Origin of the sequence: Nocardia farcinica (genome assembly GCF_029867845.1) — a bacterium.
Lineage (GTDB): Bacteria > Actinomycetota > Actinomycetes > Mycobacteriales > Mycobacteriaceae > Nocardia > Nocardia farcinica_A.
Window position 1 is genome coordinate 1 of sequence record NZ_JARWRU010000627.1, and the last position, 15,496, is coordinate 15,496.

Annotated in this window: 20 protein-coding genes and 1 pseudogene; 15 read left to right on the plus strand and 6 right to left on the minus strand. The window is 66.7% G+C overall.

Translation table 11 applies throughout. From position 1 onward, the window contains the following. From QH283_RS13800 to QH283_RS13815, 4 genes are all read right to left on the minus strand, one after another. On the minus strand, positions 1 to 643 hold a 643-nt coding region (locus QH283_RS13800), incomplete at its 3' end, for an MFS transporter (protein ID WP_280503419.1). A 47-nt stretch (positions 644 to 690) separates the two neighbouring features. Further along, positions 691 to 1,821, minus strand: a complete 1,131-nt coding sequence (locus QH283_RS13805; RefSeq protein WP_280503401.1) for a PLP-dependent cysteine synthase family protein — start codon at positions 1,819 to 1,821, stop codon at positions 691 to 693. Positions 1,822 to 1,925: 104 nt separating this feature from the next. After that, positions 1,926 to 2,342: a hypothetical protein gene (locus QH283_RS13810; RefSeq protein WP_280503402.1), complete on the minus strand. Its 417-nt coding sequence runs from the start codon at positions 2,340 to 2,342 to the stop codon at positions 1,926 to 1,928. 367 nt (positions 2,343 to 2,709) lie between these two features. Beyond that, positions 2,710 to 2,916, minus strand: a complete 207-nt coding sequence (locus QH283_RS13815; RefSeq protein ID WP_280503403.1) for a heavy-metal-associated domain-containing protein — start codon at positions 2,914 to 2,916, stop codon at positions 2,710 to 2,712. 246 nt (positions 2,917 to 3,162) lie between these two features. On the opposite strand from QH283_RS13815, the gene QH283_RS13820 reads away from it, so the two are divergent. Together QH283_RS13820 and QH283_RS13825 are read left to right on the plus strand one after the other, a co-directional pair. Continuing rightward, positions 3,163 to 3,375, plus strand: a complete 213-nt coding sequence (locus tag QH283_RS13820; RefSeq protein WP_280503404.1) for a heavy-metal-associated domain-containing protein — start codon at positions 3,163 to 3,165, stop codon at positions 3,373 to 3,375. A gap of 307 nt (positions 3,376 to 3,682) precedes the next feature. Then, positions 3,683 to 4,742: pseudogene (locus tag QH283_RS13825) on the plus strand (IS110 family transposase). Between the two features lie 73 nt (positions 4,743 to 4,815). Here the strand turns inward: QH283_RS13825 and QH283_RS13830 are convergent. Both QH283_RS13830 and QH283_RS30325 read right to left on the minus strand, forming a co-directional pair. After that, a complete protein-coding gene (locus tag QH283_RS13830) occupies positions 4,816 to 5,061 on the minus strand; it encodes an IS3 family transposase (RefSeq protein WP_432420726.1) in 246 nt (81 codons plus the stop codon). Further along, on the minus strand, positions 4,947 to 5,480 hold the full coding sequence (locus QH283_RS30325) for an IS3 family transposase (protein ID WP_432420725.1): 534 nt from the start codon (positions 5,478 to 5,480) through the stop codon (positions 4,947 to 4,949). Before QH283_RS30325 ends, QH283_RS13830 begins: the two co-directional genes overlap by 115 nt. Positions 5,481 to 5,830: 350 nt before the next feature. Between QH283_RS30325 and QH283_RS13835 the strand changes: the two genes are divergently transcribed. From QH283_RS13835 to QH283_RS13895, 13 genes are all read left to right on the plus strand, one after another. Then, the gene (locus tag QH283_RS13835) at positions 5,831 to 6,025 is read left to right on the plus strand and encodes a hypothetical protein (RefSeq protein WP_280503407.1); all 195 of its coding nucleotides are present in this window, start codon (positions 5,831 to 5,833) and stop codon (positions 6,023 to 6,025) included. A gap of 182 nt (positions 6,026 to 6,207) precedes the next feature. Further along, a complete protein-coding gene (locus QH283_RS13840) occupies positions 6,208 to 6,381 on the plus strand; it encodes a hypothetical protein (RefSeq protein WP_280503408.1) in 174 nt (57 codons plus the stop codon). A gap of 468 nt (positions 6,382 to 6,849) precedes the next feature. Then, entirely contained in the window at positions 6,850 to 7,986 is a 1,137-nt protein-coding gene (locus QH283_RS13845) for a hypothetical protein (protein WP_280503420.1), read from the plus strand. After that, a complete protein-coding gene (locus QH283_RS13850; RefSeq protein WP_280503409.1) occupies positions 7,974 to 8,768 on the plus strand; it encodes a class II glutamine amidotransferase in 795 nt (264 codons plus the stop codon). The genes QH283_RS13845 and QH283_RS13850 overlap by 13 nt, the downstream gene beginning before the upstream one ends. Before the next feature lie 91 nt (positions 8,769 to 8,859). After that, entirely contained in the window at positions 8,860 to 10,089 is a 1,230-nt protein-coding gene (locus QH283_RS13855; protein WP_280503410.1) for a hypothetical protein, read from the plus strand. Beyond that, positions 10,077 to 10,850, plus strand: a complete 774-nt coding sequence (locus QH283_RS13860) for a hypothetical protein (RefSeq protein WP_280503411.1) — start codon at positions 10,077 to 10,079, stop codon at positions 10,848 to 10,850. Before QH283_RS13855 ends, QH283_RS13860 begins: the two co-directional genes overlap by 13 nt. A gap of 156 nt (positions 10,851 to 11,006) precedes the next feature. Beyond that, positions 11,007 to 11,420, plus strand: a complete 414-nt coding sequence (locus tag QH283_RS13865; protein WP_280503412.1) for a hypothetical protein — start codon at positions 11,007 to 11,009, stop codon at positions 11,418 to 11,420. Between the two features lie 47 nt (positions 11,421 to 11,467). Further along, the gene (locus tag QH283_RS13870; protein ID WP_280503413.1) at positions 11,468 to 11,686 is read left to right on the plus strand and encodes a hypothetical protein; all 219 of its coding nucleotides are present in this window, start codon (positions 11,468 to 11,470) and stop codon (positions 11,684 to 11,686) included. After that, positions 11,676 to 12,182, plus strand: a complete 507-nt coding sequence (locus QH283_RS13875) for a hypothetical protein (RefSeq protein ID WP_280503414.1) — start codon at positions 11,676 to 11,678, stop codon at positions 12,180 to 12,182. The genes QH283_RS13870 and QH283_RS13875 overlap by 11 nt, the downstream gene beginning before the upstream one ends. 122 nt (positions 12,183 to 12,304) lie before the next feature. Next, positions 12,305 to 12,982 carry a hypothetical protein gene (locus QH283_RS13880; protein ID WP_280503415.1) on the plus strand — a complete coding sequence of 226 codons (678 nt, stop codon included), beginning with the start codon at positions 12,305 to 12,307 and terminating at the stop codon, positions 12,980 to 12,982. 167 nt (positions 12,983 to 13,149) lie between these two features. Continuing rightward, a complete protein-coding gene (locus tag QH283_RS13885; protein ID WP_280503416.1) occupies positions 13,150 to 14,178 on the plus strand; it encodes a DUF4192 family protein in 1,029 nt (342 codons plus the stop codon). 37 nt (positions 14,179 to 14,215) lie between these two features. Beyond that, positions 14,216 to 15,148 (plus strand): DNA-processing protein DprA, encoded by a 933-nt coding sequence (gene dprA / locus QH283_RS13890; RefSeq protein ID WP_280503417.1) that lies wholly within the window; start codon positions 14,216 to 14,218, stop codon positions 15,146 to 15,148. A 75-nt stretch (positions 15,149 to 15,223) separates the two neighbouring features. Continuing rightward, positions 15,224 to 15,454, plus strand: coding sequence for a hypothetical protein (locus QH283_RS13895; RefSeq protein ID WP_280503418.1), 231 nt, complete (start codon positions 15,224 to 15,226; stop codon positions 15,452 to 15,454). Positions 15,455 to 15,496: the final 42 nt, after the last annotated feature.

Genomic DNA, 15,496 nt, shown 5'->3' on the forward strand with positions numbered 1-15,496 from the left:
TGATGGTGGCGCCGGTGGTGGCGGTGGGGCAGACGACGCATCTTCTGGTGATCGTGGAGTCGGTGACTGCCTCGTCGGCGACGGTGCTGGTGTTGGATGGGCCGACGGGTGTGCAGGGGGTGGACGTGCATGTCACGGTCACCGACTCCACGATCACCAGATGATGCGTCGTCTGCCCCACCGCCACCACCGGCGCCACCATCTCCGGGAACTCGACAACCGCCCGCCCACCCCGCGGCCCGGCCTGGATCCCGGCCTTATAGATGATGTTGAAGACCGCGAACGCTTCGACACGGCGTTCGCCGGTGTCGGCGGCCAGATAGGCGCGCACGGCCGGGTTGAACAGTGCGCCGGCGAATCCCGTAGCGACCGAGGCGACGAGCAGGCCGGGCAGCGAGGTGGCGAACACCAGGAGGGCGAAGCCGCCGGTGCGCAGCAGACAGCCCGCGACGATCAAGGGTTTGTAGCCGAGCCGGTCGGCAAGGGTACCGCCGATGAGGAACATGCCCTGCTGGGAGAAATTGCGTACGCCGAGCACCAGCCCGACCGCCCAGGCGGCCAGCCCGAGTGGGCCCGCGAGGTAGCCGGCCAGGTACGGCATCAGCATGTAGAAGCCGAGGTTGATGCCGAACTGGTTGATCATCAGCAGCCGCGCGGCGAGGTCGAAGCTGCGGAAGCTCCTCAGTGCGGTCACGATGCGCCTTCTCCTGCCCGGTCGATGGTGTGCGGGTCGATGATGGCGGTGCAGCGGGTCCACGAGTGCACCACCCGCTGCGCGGGGTGGGCGATGACGCCGGGTTCGATCGGCGGGTCGGTGTCGAGCAAGCCGTGTTCACGGCAGTAGTCGTCGTTGTAGATGGTGTCGAAGTAGCGTTGCGGCCCGTCGGGGAACACCGCCGCGATCCGGGTGTCTGCGGGGAGTGTTCGTGCCGCCCATCCGGCGACCAGTGCTACGGCTCCCACACTCCAGCCGCCGGTCGCGTAGTGGGTGCCCGCGAGCGCGCGGCAGGCCCACACGGCCTCCGCCGGTGCGACCCAGTGCACTTCGTGGAAGGCAGGGTAGTCGACGTTGCGGGGGAAGATGCTCGAGCCGAGGCCGCGCATTATCCGTGGGCCGGCGGGCTGGCCGAAGATCGTGGAGGCGACCGTGTCCACTCCGATGAGCTTCAGGGCGGGGTTGAATCGGCGCAGCACCCGGGCCACACCGGCGGAGTGGCCGCCGGTGCCGACCGCGCACACCAGCACATCGACCCCGCCCAGCTGTTGTATCAGCTCCAGTCCGAGGGATTCATACCCGTCGACGTTGTCGGGATTGGTGTACTGGTCGGGGCACCACGCACCAGGTTCGGCCGCCAGGAGTTCGCCGACACGGTCGCGACGCGCCTGCTGCCAGCCCCCACTGGGGTGTGGCTCGGCCACCACCTCCACGCGTACACCGTAGGAGGCGAGCATGCGCTCCACGATCGGTTCCAGTCCAGGATCGGTGACCACGGTGACGGGGTGGTGGAACACCGCTCCCGCCAGCGCCAACCCCAGCCCGAGTGTGCCGCTGGTGGATTCGATGATGCGTGCTCCCGGTGCCAGGTCGCCGCGCTGTTTCGCGCGCCGGACCATGTGCAAGGCGGGCCGATCTTTCATTCCGCCGGGGTTGAAGCCCTCCAATTTGGCCCAGAATCCGAGGCCGGTGGGTGCGAGCGGCGCTTCCACCCGAAGTACGGGAGTGTTGCCGACCAGCGAGCTCGATTCCCGCGCCGGCACCGGCGGGGTGTGGAGGACGGTCGCAGCAGTGTCGGCGGACTTGCCGAACACGACGTCGTTCATGACTTTGTCGCTTTCTGTATCCGAACCGCCGCGAGGCGGTGAAGACGGTGAGCAGGCAGCGAACACCGGCCGACGGCACACCGCCGTGGCCTGGCGCTGACCGATCAGCGTCGGGAGATACAGAAATTGGTGAGAATGGCTCGCCCATTTAACACGGAGAAACCGGCGCCTGGGGGACCTCGAATACCGCGGGTGCTGGTGAAGATCAGTGCGACCACAGCCACGGCGACCATTCCGAGGAACGCCATCCACAGCAACAGCGGCATGGCCGCGCCCCCGGAGGGCAGCAGCGACTTCTCGATGCAGTAGATCATGTGCTGATCGCCGTGGTCACGGAGGTGACCGTTCATCCCATGAAGGTGATCGGTGTGTGAGCTGCCGACGGCCAGCGAGGCCACAGCACTGACGGGGTGAGTGTGCTCGTCTGCTCCGTGCACGGTGCAGTGCAGGATCGGGGCGATAAGCAGTACCGCCATCAGCAGGGCCACCGATGTGCGTCGCAGGCGAGCGGAAACGTTCATTCGGGACCACCCGGGCAACGGTGGCGGCCGCATGACAGCATCCCGGTCACCGGAGATGGCGCGCCGGTCTCCCCGTATTGAACGCGTTCTCCGCGTCCGCCCTGGATATGCGCATATTGCACCAGTCGGCTCACCTGCACCACCTCCTTCTGTTCATCCATTGTTCTCGCGTTGAGGCCCTACGGACGAAGCGACATCGCAACAGTCGCGACACAACCTACTCGCCGCACCCGTACGCTCCGCCGCACTGTGACCAGGCTTACCGGTCGCGCCGATCATGGGGGGATGACCGATTCCGGGTGGACCGAACCGGGTCGACGCTTCCGGCCATCACTGGAAGGGGTCGGGCCCGGTCCCGGGGCGATGTTCAAACGACGACGCGGTAGCCGGCTGCTTCGACGGCGTTTCTGATGGCGTCGGGGTTGACCGTATCCCCGGATTCGACGGTGACCCGACCGGTAGCCGGATCGGCCTCCACACCGGTGACCCCGTCGAGGGCGCCGAGCTCGGCCGAAACCTTGGAAGCACAACCACCGCAAGTCATTCCCGCGACGGTGATGATGGAGGTACTCATATCGTTCCCTGTCGATCGAGTGGGGGATCCGCGGGTCCATCGACACAGTGATCGTCGGCCGCGGAAGGACACTCCGAAACCTATACCTACCCCCCAGGGGTATACAAGTGCGGATCCCCCACTGCGGCAACCATGTGCAGTAACCACCTCCCGGCGACACGTGACAACCACTCCACCACATACCCCACGGGGGTATCATCGTTTCGTGCAACGGCGTGAAACCGCCACAACACCAAGGAGAATCAGATGAGCACCGCAACCATCACCGTCACGGTCACCGGCATGACCTGCGGGCACTGCGCCTCCTCGGTCCGCGAAGAAGTCGGCCGGATCGACGGCGTCACCTCCGTGAACGTCGACCTCGCCAGCGGACTGGTCACGATCGGCAGTACCGCTCCCGTGGAGCGCGATGCAATCGCCGCAGCCATCGACGAAGCCGGCTACTACCTGGCCGACTGATCATCCACCCGATCACGACATAAAGCTGAGGAGTATCCCCGATGAGGTTCCGACTTATATCTCCGGTAGCGGTTTCGTGGTCGGGGTAGCTCCCCGTAGCGTGCCACAGCGGGCCGGGTGGTTTGACTCCTGAGGATCCTGTCGCCGGAAAACTCCCGGCTGACTCTGCGGGGGTATGTCGCGCCACCCGGCCTGCGTTCGCGGCGTGACCGAAGAGATGCATGACCACAAGCACGGGCAAGGTACTTGAAGTCGGATTGTCCGCGGCGGATCCCCACCCGAACAGCAGAGAAGGGACCCGTTACTCATGGTCGTCATCGGTGTTGATCCGCACAAGAGCACTCACACCGCCACCGCGGTGGACCCGAGTACCAACGCTGACCTCGGTTCGGGCCGGATCGAGGCAACCTTGGCCGAATACCGCCGACTGATCGCCTGGAGCAGGCGTTGGCCGCAACGGCGGTGGGCGGTGGAGAACGCGGACGGACTCGGACGCCACCTGACTCGATGGCTGATCGCGCGCGGTGAAACGGTGCTGGATGTCCCGACCACCGCGACGGCGCGAGTACGAGAGCTTTCCCGCGGCGGCCGACGTAAGAATGACCGGATCGATGCCGCCGGAGCGGCCTGCGTCGCCGCACTCCAAGGCGAAGGCCGCCCGGTCGTGCCCGACGAGCACTCCGATGCACTGCGGATGTCGGACGAGAGACGAAACAACCTGTCCGCCAGCAGAACTTGCACAGTCAACCAGCTTCATGCCCTGCTGCGGGAACTACTGGCCGGCGGAGCTCCAGCCCGGCTCAGCGCGAACACTGCCGCTGCCGTGCTGCGCGGGTTCCGGGCACGGACATTGTCCGATCGGATCCGTGTGGGTCTGAGCAAGGATCTCATCGCCGATATCCGGCGCCACGACCGGCAGCTGGCCACCAACCAGGCCGACATCGATCGGCTGCTCGATGAGCACGGCACCCGGTTGCGGACTGTCGACGGTATCGGTCCGGTATTGGCAGCTCGACTGATCGGCCGCACCGGCCTGGCGACACGGTTCGCGACCGCAGCCGCGTATGCCACCTACAACGGGACCGCGCCCGTTGAGATCGCCAGCGCCGACCGTCGGATTCACCGGCTCAGCCGCTATGACGACCGGCAACTCAACGCTGCTCTCCACACCATCGCCATGGTCCAGGTCCGAATGCCCGGCAGCGCCGGCCGCGCCTAACTACGACCGGAAGATCGCCACCGGCTCGTCACACCGCGCCGCCATGCGCTGCCTGAAACGACACCTCTCCAACACCATCTGGCGGATCATGATCACCGACGACACCCGCCGACGCCGCCATGCCACCGAGTGTTCCTCTGCGGCTTGACAAATAGAGTGGCGCCCCGCTTCCTTGGAGGGCTTGATGTTCCCCCGGTTTCGTGGAGTCGAGATACTGGACTTCAGGCCACGGGGTGGATAGACGGTTGCATCATCTCGTACTCGATCGGGGTCCGCATGCCCAGCGCCGAGTGACGGCGACACCGGTTGTGGAAGATCTCGAGGTACTCGAAGATCGCATTCGCGAGTTCCATCAGGGGTTTCCAGCGCTGCGGTCTGGGCCGAGTCGATGGACCAGCCGACGACCCGCCGGGAGTAGGTGTCGAGTACGACCGCGCAGTAGAGACCTTGCCTTCCCTGGCTCGGATTTGTCGGTGACCCACAACTGGTCTGGCCGCGACCGCGTGAACGCCCGGTTGACCAGGTCACCGGCGGTAGCGGTCTGATGCCGTGGACGTGCCCGTTTGACGCCGGGCAGTCCCTTGATCCCGGCACACGCCATCAACAGCTCGACCTGGTTGTAACCGACGCTGATTCCGAGGCCGAGGGTGAGTTCGGCGTGTACCCGCGGAGCGCCGTAGGTGCCGCGGGAGGCAGCGTGGACTGCGCGGATCTGATCGGTGAGCCAGGCGTGGCGGATCGCTCGTTGCGAGGGCGGGCGCGATCTCCAGTGGTAGAAGCCTGACTCGGAGACATCCAACAGCCGGCACGCGACCTGCACCGGCAATATCACTCGAGTGGGTTGGCTATTGATGATCCCGGCATTGCTCGCATTGCCTGCCACCATCGATCGGATCCGCGGTCATGGAGGACCCCGATGTTCCTCGATGGGCAGCAGCTGTAATCGCACTGCTCTTCGTGGGCGCGCTCGCCTCACCAGGAACCGCGTTCCGGCGCGCCAGTCGCTGGCGCCTATTCACTTCCGATGGCACGTGTGGCAGGCGGGCGGCTACCTCGGGGAACTGACTCTTCTTTCCTTGCGCTCCCGGCGAGCCACGTGTTCCGTTCCGTGGCGCGGCCCACGTGGACTCGAGAAGGACGATCAGCCGAATGCCGCTGCCCTCGACTCCACCGCACTCCCACAGCTCACTGACAGCAAATACATACCGGCCGGTGTCATCGGATAGTGTTTGGCACGTGGAGTTCGAGGTTGGGTCACTTATCAGGATCGTTGCTGGCGGTGTCAATGTGTTCCGGATAGTCGAGATCGGCGTCGATGGCAATCCGGATATGGCGTTGGTGCAGTCGGTGGAAGACCGGCCTGGCACCTACCCGTGGCAAACCGAGCTGTCCTTGGCGGTGCCAGCGGATTCCCGGACATCTGCGCAATAGCCAGCAGCGAACCGTCGAACACAGCTAGAAGCACATCATTCAGCTCATTTGTCATCTCCGGGCGAGAAGCCCTCGTCGCTCTGAAGAGAACCTCCCGGGTCCTCGAACGTGGCTTCAGGATCGGACACTGCGGTAGCCGCTATCGGGTGTGCGGATTTCACCGGCGCTTGATCGGTTCGTGTGTGGGTGAGGAGTTGGCGGGCCTGCTTGGGGGTCATTTCGAGCAGGTCGGCGACGTCGTCATCGGTGTGGCCAGGTTGGGCTCGGATAGTTCTGGCCGCATCGGCTTGATCGGCACGCAGAATCGCGATGCGCGCAGCAGCTTCGCCTTCGACGACGCTAATCCGGCGGCGTAGTTCCGCGATCTCGCCATCACGTTCGGCCTCGCACGTGGTGACCGCTTGCCACGCAGCAAGGTATCGCCGTACCGCAGCCGCGGTAGCACGTTCACGCTCACGTGTGCGTTCCCGGCGCTGACGCACTCGTGCCCGTGATCGTTCCAGTCGTTGTATGAGTTCCGGTGAGCGAGCGGATCGTGGTGTGCGCGGTGGGCGGCGTGAAGCCATAGCTGACCTCCAAGGTGTTCGGTCAGCCTGCTGATCCTCCCCATTGATCTTACCCGCTGCTCAATGCCGTGAGCACCGTCCTGCTTACCGCCGGTCGCCCTGATCATTCCTGCTCCCTATCCACTTGAACGCCAGCTCGGAGTCCTGCTCCGGGCTGGCGTTCTTCTGTTTCCGGAAGGTGCTGTCATGCCTCATCCCGTTCTCGCGGTGAATCCAGCATGCGTGGTGTGTCGCCGCTCTCGCGCCGGTGACTTGTACGTGCTCGACGAAATGCCTGATCGGTGGCTGTGTCCGAGCTGCGTGTTCGAGGTGCCTCGCTGTGATCGCTGCCGCGGATTGACGACCGAACCGATTACCACCGCGGAGGATCAGCGGTTGTGCCGATCGTGCGCGTCGGAACTCGTAGCGTGCGTGTCGTGCCGAGCGTTGACCGACCCGTCGCTGCGCACCGACACCGGCGAGATCGTGTGCGCCCGGTGCGCGATGGTGTTCTTCGATCGCTGCTTCGGCTGCGCACGCTACAGCGACGCCAGCCGCTACGTTTCCGGTGGTCACCGGCTGTGCCGACGGTGCGTGAGCGGGTTCGATTCCTGCCCGGCCTGCGGCACGCTGGTGCGTGCGGGCCGGGCGTGCGATCTGTGCGCGCGGCCGGATCGGGTGTGGAACTACAGCTACAAGCCCGACCCCCACTTCCATGGCGAGGGGCCACTGTTCCTGGGGCTCGAACTCGAGATCATCGTCCCCGACCACTCCTACACCGAGTGCGTCGCCCTCGCGGTGGATCGGCTCGGTGGTCTGGGCTATTTGAAGCAGGATTCCTCGATCCGGCCCAACGGGTTCGAACTGGTCACGCATCCGATGTCGTACGGGTATGCGATCGAGCGCTTCCCGTGGTCGCTGCTGGAAGCACTGGCCGAGCGCGGGTGTGAGACCGACTCCACGGTCGGATTGCACGTGCACGCCAGCCGAACGGGGTTCGCCTCACCTGCCCACATCTACCGGTGGTTGAAGCTGTTGTACCGCAACGAATCCGCAGTCGAACGGTTGGCGCGGCGGCGTTCGCACTACGCACCGTTCGACGTGCTCGCCCGGGCGAAGGCCCGCGATACCGCCAAGAGCCACCAGCACGCACTGGGTTTGGACCGGTATCAGGCGATCAATCCCTACCCCCGCCACACCCTCGAGCTGCGTGTGTTCGCCAGCTCCCTGGACCCCCAGAGCGTGCAGGCGGCGCTGGCCTTCACCGCCGCCTCGATCCACTACACCCGCGACCTGCGGGTCACCGACGTGCGTGCCGGGGCGTGGGAGTGGACGCGTTTCGCCGCCTGGGCTTCCGCGCAACCCGCCTATCGGCCGCTGGCAGCGGAGATGGAGGGCTTGGCATGTGTCTGCTGACCTACTACCCGCCCGCCGCCGTCCCGGATCCGATCGCCTTGTCCTACGGCGCGACGACCAACCCGCACGGGCACGGCTACGCCGTCCTCACCGACACCGAGATCATCCTCGGCCACGGCATGGCAGCCGAACCGATGATCGAGGAGTTCCTCACCGTGCGGGCACGTCACCGCCACGGCGCGGCGTTGTTCCATTCCCGCTACGCCACCCAAGGTGCCCGCGAAGTCGGCAACTGTCACCCCTTCCCGCTCGGCGGCGACCGGCGAACAGTGTTGGCACACAACGGGACTCTGCCCAAACGGGTGCATCCCCGGGCCTACGATCCACGCTCGGACACCCGGATCGCCGCCGAGGACTACCTGCCCGGTTCCCCATTCGGGTCGATCGACACCCGACGCGGCGCGCGGGGACTGTCGCAATGGCTGGGCCGCAGCAAGCTGGTGATCCTGACCGTCGATCCTGCCTACCAGCAGCAGGCGTACCTCTTCGGTGAACACGCCGGCACCTGGGACGACGGGATCTGGTACTCCAACACCAGCTACCTCCCTCCGACCCGGCGCCTGCCGGAAAAGTACCGATACCTGTGCGGATACTGCCAGCGTTTCGACGTCTACCGCACCAGCCGCTACTGCGGTGACTGCGGCTGGTGCTTCGCCTGCAGCACCCCGGTCCCCGACTGCACCTGCCGACCGCCGCGGCCCTGCGAACCGGGCGCAGACACCTCCGGCATGACTGTCGCGCGGCATCGTCACGCAGCTGTCTCCTCGCTGACCCAGCCCTGACTCTCCCGCTCCCCGCAGAGCCCCGCACCAGCTGATTCCCGCCGGTGCGGGGCCCATTTCTGTCCCCTTGTCCGAAAGGTCGTGATCAATCATGCCCACCGCCCTCCTGGCCGACACCACATGTGAGGAGTGTTCCCTGCCCGTTGCAGCGATCGCGCTGATCGAGACGGTCGAAGGCGACCAGTTGTGCCGGTCGTGTGCGGCCGAGATTCCGCGATGCGACGAATGCGGTACTCCTGCACGGGAGCGGCGCCTGACGGTGGATGGCACGTGGTTGTGCAGTGAATGCCGGATCGGCTGGCATCGCTGTCAGGACTGCGAGCACTACACCCGCGACATCACCGCGATCATCAGCGGCAACGACGTGTGCGAGGACTGCCGCGACCGCTACAGCACCTGCGATGACTGCGGCGCCTACGCGGCGGACACCGTCTACGTCGATGACGGCGACCAGGTGTGCTCGACCTGCGAATACGACAACTACCACGAGTGCGCCGACTGCACCACGCTCGTCTGCCGCACCGACTCCTACTGCAGCTCGTGCGAACACTCCCCCACCGGCCATCCCCACATCCACGACTACGACTACAAGCCCGACCCCGTCTTCCACGGAGACGGCCCGCTGTTCCTGGGGCTCGAGCTGGAACTGAAGACCCCCCGCCATGTTCTCGACGAGGCCGCCGACACCGCCGTCGAACACCTTCGAGGGCTCGGCTACCTGAAGGAAGACGGGTCGATCCAGCCGTGCGGGTTCGAACTCGTCACCCACCCGATGTCGTATGCCTTTGCCCGCGAACAGTTCCCGTGGTCACTGCTTACCCGGCTGCGTCTACTCGGCGCCTACACCGACGACGGTGTCGGCATCCACATCCACCTCTCCCGCGCCGGGTTCACCTCGCCCGGGCACATCTATCGGTGGCTGAAGTTCGTTTACCGCAACGAAGCCGCCGTCACCACCCTGGCTCGACGTCGTTCCAGCCAGTGGGCCGAGTTCAGTCCCGACGCCCGGGCACGTGCGGCCGACGACGCGAAAAGCACCTATCGCCGCGATATCTACATTCCGCGCTACGAAGCAGTCAACGTCCGTCCCACCACCACTTTCGAGCTGCGCATATTCGCCAGCTCGCTCAAACCCCAGCAAGTCAAGGCCGCGCTCGCTTTCGCCGCCGCGTCGGTGGAGTACACCCGCGACCTCGCCGCTGCTCAGATCGCGCGTCGCCGCGGTTGGGAATGGTCCGCGTTCTGCGCGTGGGTCGCCAACCGCCGCCCCGCCTACGCCCCGCTGCTCGCCGAAATGGAGGCCCTGCGTTGTGCATCCTGACCTTCCTCAAACCCGGCGCCACCCCGGACCTGGACGCCCTGCACCAGGGGGCGCTGGCCAACCCCCACGGCCACGGCTACGCCGTCATCACCGGCACCACCATCACCGTCGGACGCGGCATGGACGCTGCCAGCGTGCTCACCGAATTCGCCACCGTCCGCGCGCATTTTCCGGAGGGTCCGGCGTTGTTCCACTCACGGCTGGCCACCCACGGCCTTCGCACGATCGATAACTGTCACCCGTTCCGGGTCGGTGGTGATGCGCGGACGGTGCTCGCCCACAACGGGATCCTGCCGGCCCACGTGCATCCGGCCCCGGGCGACGACCGCTCCGATACCCGGATCACCGCCGAGGACTACCTGCCGAGCCGGCCGTTCGGGTCGCTGGACTCCTGGGCCGGACGTGAACGGCTCGAACGCTGGCTGGGCAGCGACAAGATGGTGCTGCTCACCACCGATCCCGCCTACAAGCACTCGGCGTACATCTTCAACGAACACGCCGGTATCTGGGACCAGGGCTCCTGGTACTCCAACACCAGCTACCTGCCTTACCAGCACGATGGCTGGTACGACTTCGCGGGCTACTGCCTCAACTGCGGAGAACCCAACAACACCGCAGAGGACGACTCGGAGATAGCCGGCCCGCACTGCCCGTGGTGCGGATTCTGCGCCGACTGCGGCCGCATCTTCCCCCGATGCACTTGCCCCGCCCTCGAAGGCGAACACCGCTACGCCGACATCCTCGACCTCGAACACACCTGAGTCCATCCCGGCCACCGCACAGGAGACGGCCGTGGCGGGACCGGATAGCGCCGCCGTCGGGTGCGTGCTGGCCAGCTCGGCATTCCCTTCGTTCGCTACCAGCCGCCGTGGTTCCCGCCTCGGCGATCCTCCTCTCACTGATTCCAGGAGTAGACGATGACCGACCCTCTCCACCCTGATCCCACAGCCCTTGTCGACGCCCCCGAGTCACTGTTTCTTCAGCAGGTGCTGCATCACCTCGACCGCTGGTTCGGCGACAACACCAACCTCGAGCACCTCGGACACGCCCGTGACCTGCTGCGCCGACGATTCACCGTCCTGGCCGAGACCGATAAGGACACCGTGCGGGAGTCGGCGGTAGCGGTCCTCGGGGCCGAACTGCAGAATGTGCGACGCACCGGAGCAACGATCTCGATCCGCACACGCGGCGGCCACCGCTACCGGGCGGTGCGAGTCGAGGGTGTGCACCGCCACCACGCCCGCCTGACCAGCCACACCCATCAGGGTGTGTTGCTGCCGCTGGCGTTCATCGAGTCCATCCATCACCTCGACAAGGAACTCCCGCAGTGAGCGCGCATGCAGAGGATGGCGCCGTGCCCCTGCCCCGAGAGGACGCCGTGACCGTGCTGATGGAGAGCCTGACAGGCTATTTCGCGTCGGTGCGGCAGTTGCTGGGCGCCGGACAAGCGATGGCCCGGCTCCTCGGCGGCGAACATCTGGTCGTGTTCGCGCAGATGCTGGCCGAGCACGAACGCCACGACCGCGCCGTGCGTGTCACCCACCGCGCCCTGCTCCACCATGCCGAACCCAGGAGCAGGGGCGACGGTGAACACTGACGCCGACCGCTACCTCGCCCGAGTAACACTCGCCCCGGCCTACACCCCGTACACACCCGAGACCGCCGCGCCGAGCGTGCCGGTCGTGATCGTCGGCTACCACGCCGCGTTCGCCTTCCACCCCGCTCCAGGCACCGCTCTGGCCGCATTTCCTGGCATCGACCTCGCCCGCATGACCGCGAGCAGCTTTCCGCTGATGGGGCTGGTGAGCATCGAACACGCCACCGAAATCCGCACCGTGCACCGCGACGGCAGCACCTCCACCGAATGGAGCGACACCGCGTTCAGCCAACTCCCGCACGGGACCACCTGGTATCTGGCGCCCGCAGAGCCCGACCCGGTGACCGGACGCCCCCGCACAGCGACCGGACGCTGGGCCGCCGGAAGGCACCGAGCGCTGCTGCCGCGCTCGGTCGCCCTCCAAGTCCCCGGCGCACCCACCGCCGTGACCATCCACGACCACGACCCACACACCGGCCGCCGCTGGTCACCCTGACCTCACCGGCGTCCAGCCCCCGGCCCCGACACGTGCGCACCGTCCATCCCGGAGGCGACCGGCCGGTTGTGGCTCACAGCCGTCTCCGGCATCCATCCAGGCCCTAGCGATTCGAGGTGATCATGACCGACCCGAACACCCCAGCACACCGCACCGGGCGGATACCGATCCCGATCCGGCTGGGCGGCGCGCCGACCGCCCAGGGCCTGGTCGTTCCGTTCGTGACCTTGGCCCACCGTGACCGGTCCCGCCCGGTCTGGGGCAAGCTCGACCCGGCCCGGTTAAGGGAAGTGTTGCAGCACAGGCTGTGCCAGATCTGCGGGGAGCCGCTCACCGACCCGGTCGTGCTGTACCTGCGCCCGGCCGACTATCTGCGGGGCATCGCGGTGGAGCCGGGCCTGCACCCCGAATGCGGCCTGCTGTCGAAACGGATCTGTCCGATGTTGTCCGGGGCGGTGGACCGCTACAACCCGCACCCCACCTATCACCGCTGCGCCGACCCCGCCTGCACGTGTGTCCGCTGGATCGAACCCGAACCTGCCCCCGGTGAAGCCGTCCGCGACGGCCAGCCCGCCGAGGCCTGGTACGAGGCATGGATAGCGCTGGCTGATTACGCGATCGTCTCCGACTCCGGCACCGAGAACACCGCGCCGGCCACCGGCGTCGACCTGCGGCCCTCGTCGCGGCTCCGCCGATTGCGCCGCATCCGCGATGCCGCCCCCGGCGCGCACACCCTCGACCTGCTCGCCGCGCTCATCGCCACCCGCACCCTGTTCACGAGCACGAGTGATCCGGAGTGAAATCCGCCGCGCGGAAAGTGCTGGCGATCAGAATTTCTGAGCCGAGACCGCCGAACCGGCACGGTACAGCCTCGTGCATTCCCCCGCCATCCGCACACCGATGCGTGCGTGCTTGGCCGGATTCCGCGTCTTCCTTTCGTGCCCTTGTCCCCCGTAAGGAGGCTTCCATGTCGCTGCTGCATGCCCCAGGCAGGTTCATCGCCGAAACACTGACCTGGCTGCCGAGTTCGCCACGACGATCGCTGTTGCTGCTGCGACTCCACGAGATCGATTGTTGGCCGGAACCGTATGTCGTTGTCGAAGCGATCCGCCGCCACGACCTGTATCTGGTGCTGGACTACCCGGCCACGGTCGCGATCGTGACCAGCGCGTTGCAGATCAGCGCCCGGCATCGGCCTGACGCGATGGCAGTAGTCATCATCGACGACGACCACGACGGCGACCAAGCCAGTCCGGTCGTCGTGCATCGTGAACTGGCCGAGTTGCTGCGCGACAGGCTCGCCGATAGCGGAACCGACCTCATCGCGGCATGGTCGGTCTTCGGCGCCACCCCCGGCAGCTCCTGGATCGACCTGTTCGGCAACGACCACGGCACGCTGCCTTCCCTCCCACCGACCGCCGCTGCCACCTCGAACGATGTTCCAGCGCCGGTCGGTGAGATCCGCCCTCACACCGCGACCGCTGAACGGGTCGCAGCCGAACTCGCCCGCCACCGGCAGCCACCCATCTCCACAGCTGGGCCGAACGAGGATCGCGATCGTTCACGCCAACGAGTGCGACTGGTCCTGGGCTGGGCGCGTCAGGTTCACAACGGCGCGACGGCGACCATTCCCGGGCTGGCGGCGATGGCAGAAGCGTTGCAGGACAGCGATGTCCGCGTCCATGATGTCTTGTTCGCGTTCGCCCTCGGCCCGCACGGCGAGGCGGCGGGTGCGTTGTGGATGGTGCTGGCGCGGTGTCTGCCCGCAGGACATCGCGGGCGTCCCGCGTTGCTGCTCGCCGTCACCACCTACCTGTCGGGCCGATACGAGCGCGCGATGACCGAGCTGCGGTACGGGCTCGCCGACACTCCCGACGATCCGATACTGCTGGCGATGGCCCGCGCCTTCGCCGACCGCGTTCCTGCCGAGGTTCTGCATGCGGTGGCTCGTAGTGGTCGCACGACCGCCGCTGATCTCGGCATCGACCTCGATTGACCACTCACACCATGCCTGCCTTCTGTCTGGAGGATCCATGTCCACTGATACTGCCGCGCCCGCCTCCACCGCCTCGAGTCCGGATCGTCGACTCGCGTGGGCGGTCCTCGCCCGCGCCGCGTTGACCGCTCCGGCCGCTGTCGAGACACTGCTGGCCGGCACCGACGTCGAGGACGCCGCCCACCGATTGGTCGATGCCGACGAGACGTTCTCGGTCCCGGCCGACCTGCGTGAGCGCACGGTCCGTGATCTCGACCGGGCCAACGCTGTCGGTGCCCGCCTGTTGACACGGGAAGAGTTCGAGTGGCCGGCCGCGCGACTGGCCGGACTGGGCGCCCCGGGAGTCGGTGGCAGGATGCCGGTGGCGTTGTGGCTGCGCGGCCCCGCACGGCTCAACACATTCTCCGGACACAGTGTCGCGGTGATCGGGGCACGCGCGTCCACCCAGTACGGCGACACCGTGGCCCACGACTTCGCCGGGCACTTCGCCGAACGCGGATGGACAGTGCTCAGTGGTGGCGCGTTCGGCATCGACGCCGCGGCCCACCAGGCCGCCCTCGCCCAGGACGGCACCACGGTGGCGGTGATGGCGACCGGGATCGACCGCTACTACCCGGCCGGGAATCAGAAGTTGTTGGCCCGCATCGCCGAACGCAGTCTGCTCGTCTCGGAGTACCCGCCCGGCGAAACTGCGCGGCGGGACCGGTTCCTGGAACGTAATCGGCTCGTCGCCGCTCTCACCACCGGTGTAGTCGTCATCGAGGCCGGACATCGCGGCGGCACCCTCGACACCGTCGGCTGGGCCCACCGACTTGCCCGACCGGTGTTCGCCACTCCCGGCTCCATCTACTCCGCCGCATCAGCCGGAGTTCACGACCTGCTGCGACAACGCCGCACTGCGCTGGTCACCCATCCCGAGCAGGTCATCGACGCCATCACCCGCCCGGAACCCACCGGTCTCACGCACTGACCTTCGCCTTGGCTGCCCACCCCTGTCCGCTACGGCACACACCGCATATCCCCTGTATCGGAGGAGATTTCGCCCATGTCCACATCCACTCCCACAGTTCAGAGCCTGACCCGTGCCGAATTCGACCAGCTCGAACACCGCGGCGCCGCCGGCGCCACCCCAGCCCTGGCCGAAGCGCCGGTGCTCGACCGGTGGCGCACCGAACACCGTGGCTGGCGCGGTCGGCATTGGGCGTTCCTCAACGACCGCCACGGTGTGTTGCGCCTGCGCCCGATCAACGTCACCCGCGCCCGGACCGTCGGCTGACCACCAGCCAGTCCACGGATCTCACTCACCCCGCAAGTTCCC

Bases quoted from the DNA above. Each gene is read 5' to 3' on its own strand.
- QH283_RS13805 (WP_280503401.1), bottom strand. From the start codon at position 1,821: ATGAACGACGTCGTGTTCGGCAAGTCCGCCGACACTGCTGCGACCGTC.
- QH283_RS13855 (WP_280503410.1), top strand. From the start codon at position 8,860: ATGCCCACCGCCCTCCTGGCCGACACCACATGTGAGGAGTGTTCCCTG.
- QH283_RS13885 (WP_280503416.1), top strand. From the start codon at position 13,150: ATGTCGCTGCTGCATGCCCCAGGCAGGTTCATCGCCGAAACACTGACC.
- QH283_RS13895 (WP_280503418.1), top strand. From the start codon at position 15,224: ATGTCCACATCCACTCCCACAGTTCAGAGCCTGACCCGTGCCGAATTC.
- dprA (WP_280503417.1), top strand. From the start codon at position 14,216: ATGTCCACTGATACTGCCGCGCCCGCCTCCACCGCCTCGAGTCCGGAT.
- QH283_RS13850 (WP_280503409.1), top strand. From the start codon at position 7,974: ATGTGTCTGCTGACCTACTACCCGCCCGCCGCCGTCCCGGATCCGATC.
- QH283_RS13865 (WP_280503412.1), top strand. From the start codon at position 11,007: ATGACCGACCCTCTCCACCCTGATCCCACAGCCCTTGTCGACGCCCCC.
- QH283_RS13810 (WP_280503402.1), bottom strand. From the start codon at position 2,342: ATGAACGTTTCCGCTCGCCTGCGACGCACATCGGTGGCCCTGCTGATG.
- QH283_RS13820 (WP_280503404.1), top strand. From the start codon at position 3,163: ATGAGCACCGCAACCATCACCGTCACGGTCACCGGCATGACCTGCGGG.
- QH283_RS13880 (WP_280503415.1), top strand. From the start codon at position 12,305: ATGACCGACCCGAACACCCCAGCACACCGCACCGGGCGGATACCGATC.
- QH283_RS13815 (WP_280503403.1), bottom strand. From the start codon at position 2,916: ATGAGTACCTCCATCATCACCGTCGCGGGAATGACTTGCGGTGGTTGT.
- QH283_RS30325 (WP_432420725.1), bottom strand. From the start codon at position 5,480: ATGGTGGCAGGCAATGCGAGCAATGCCGGGATCATCAATAGCCAACCC.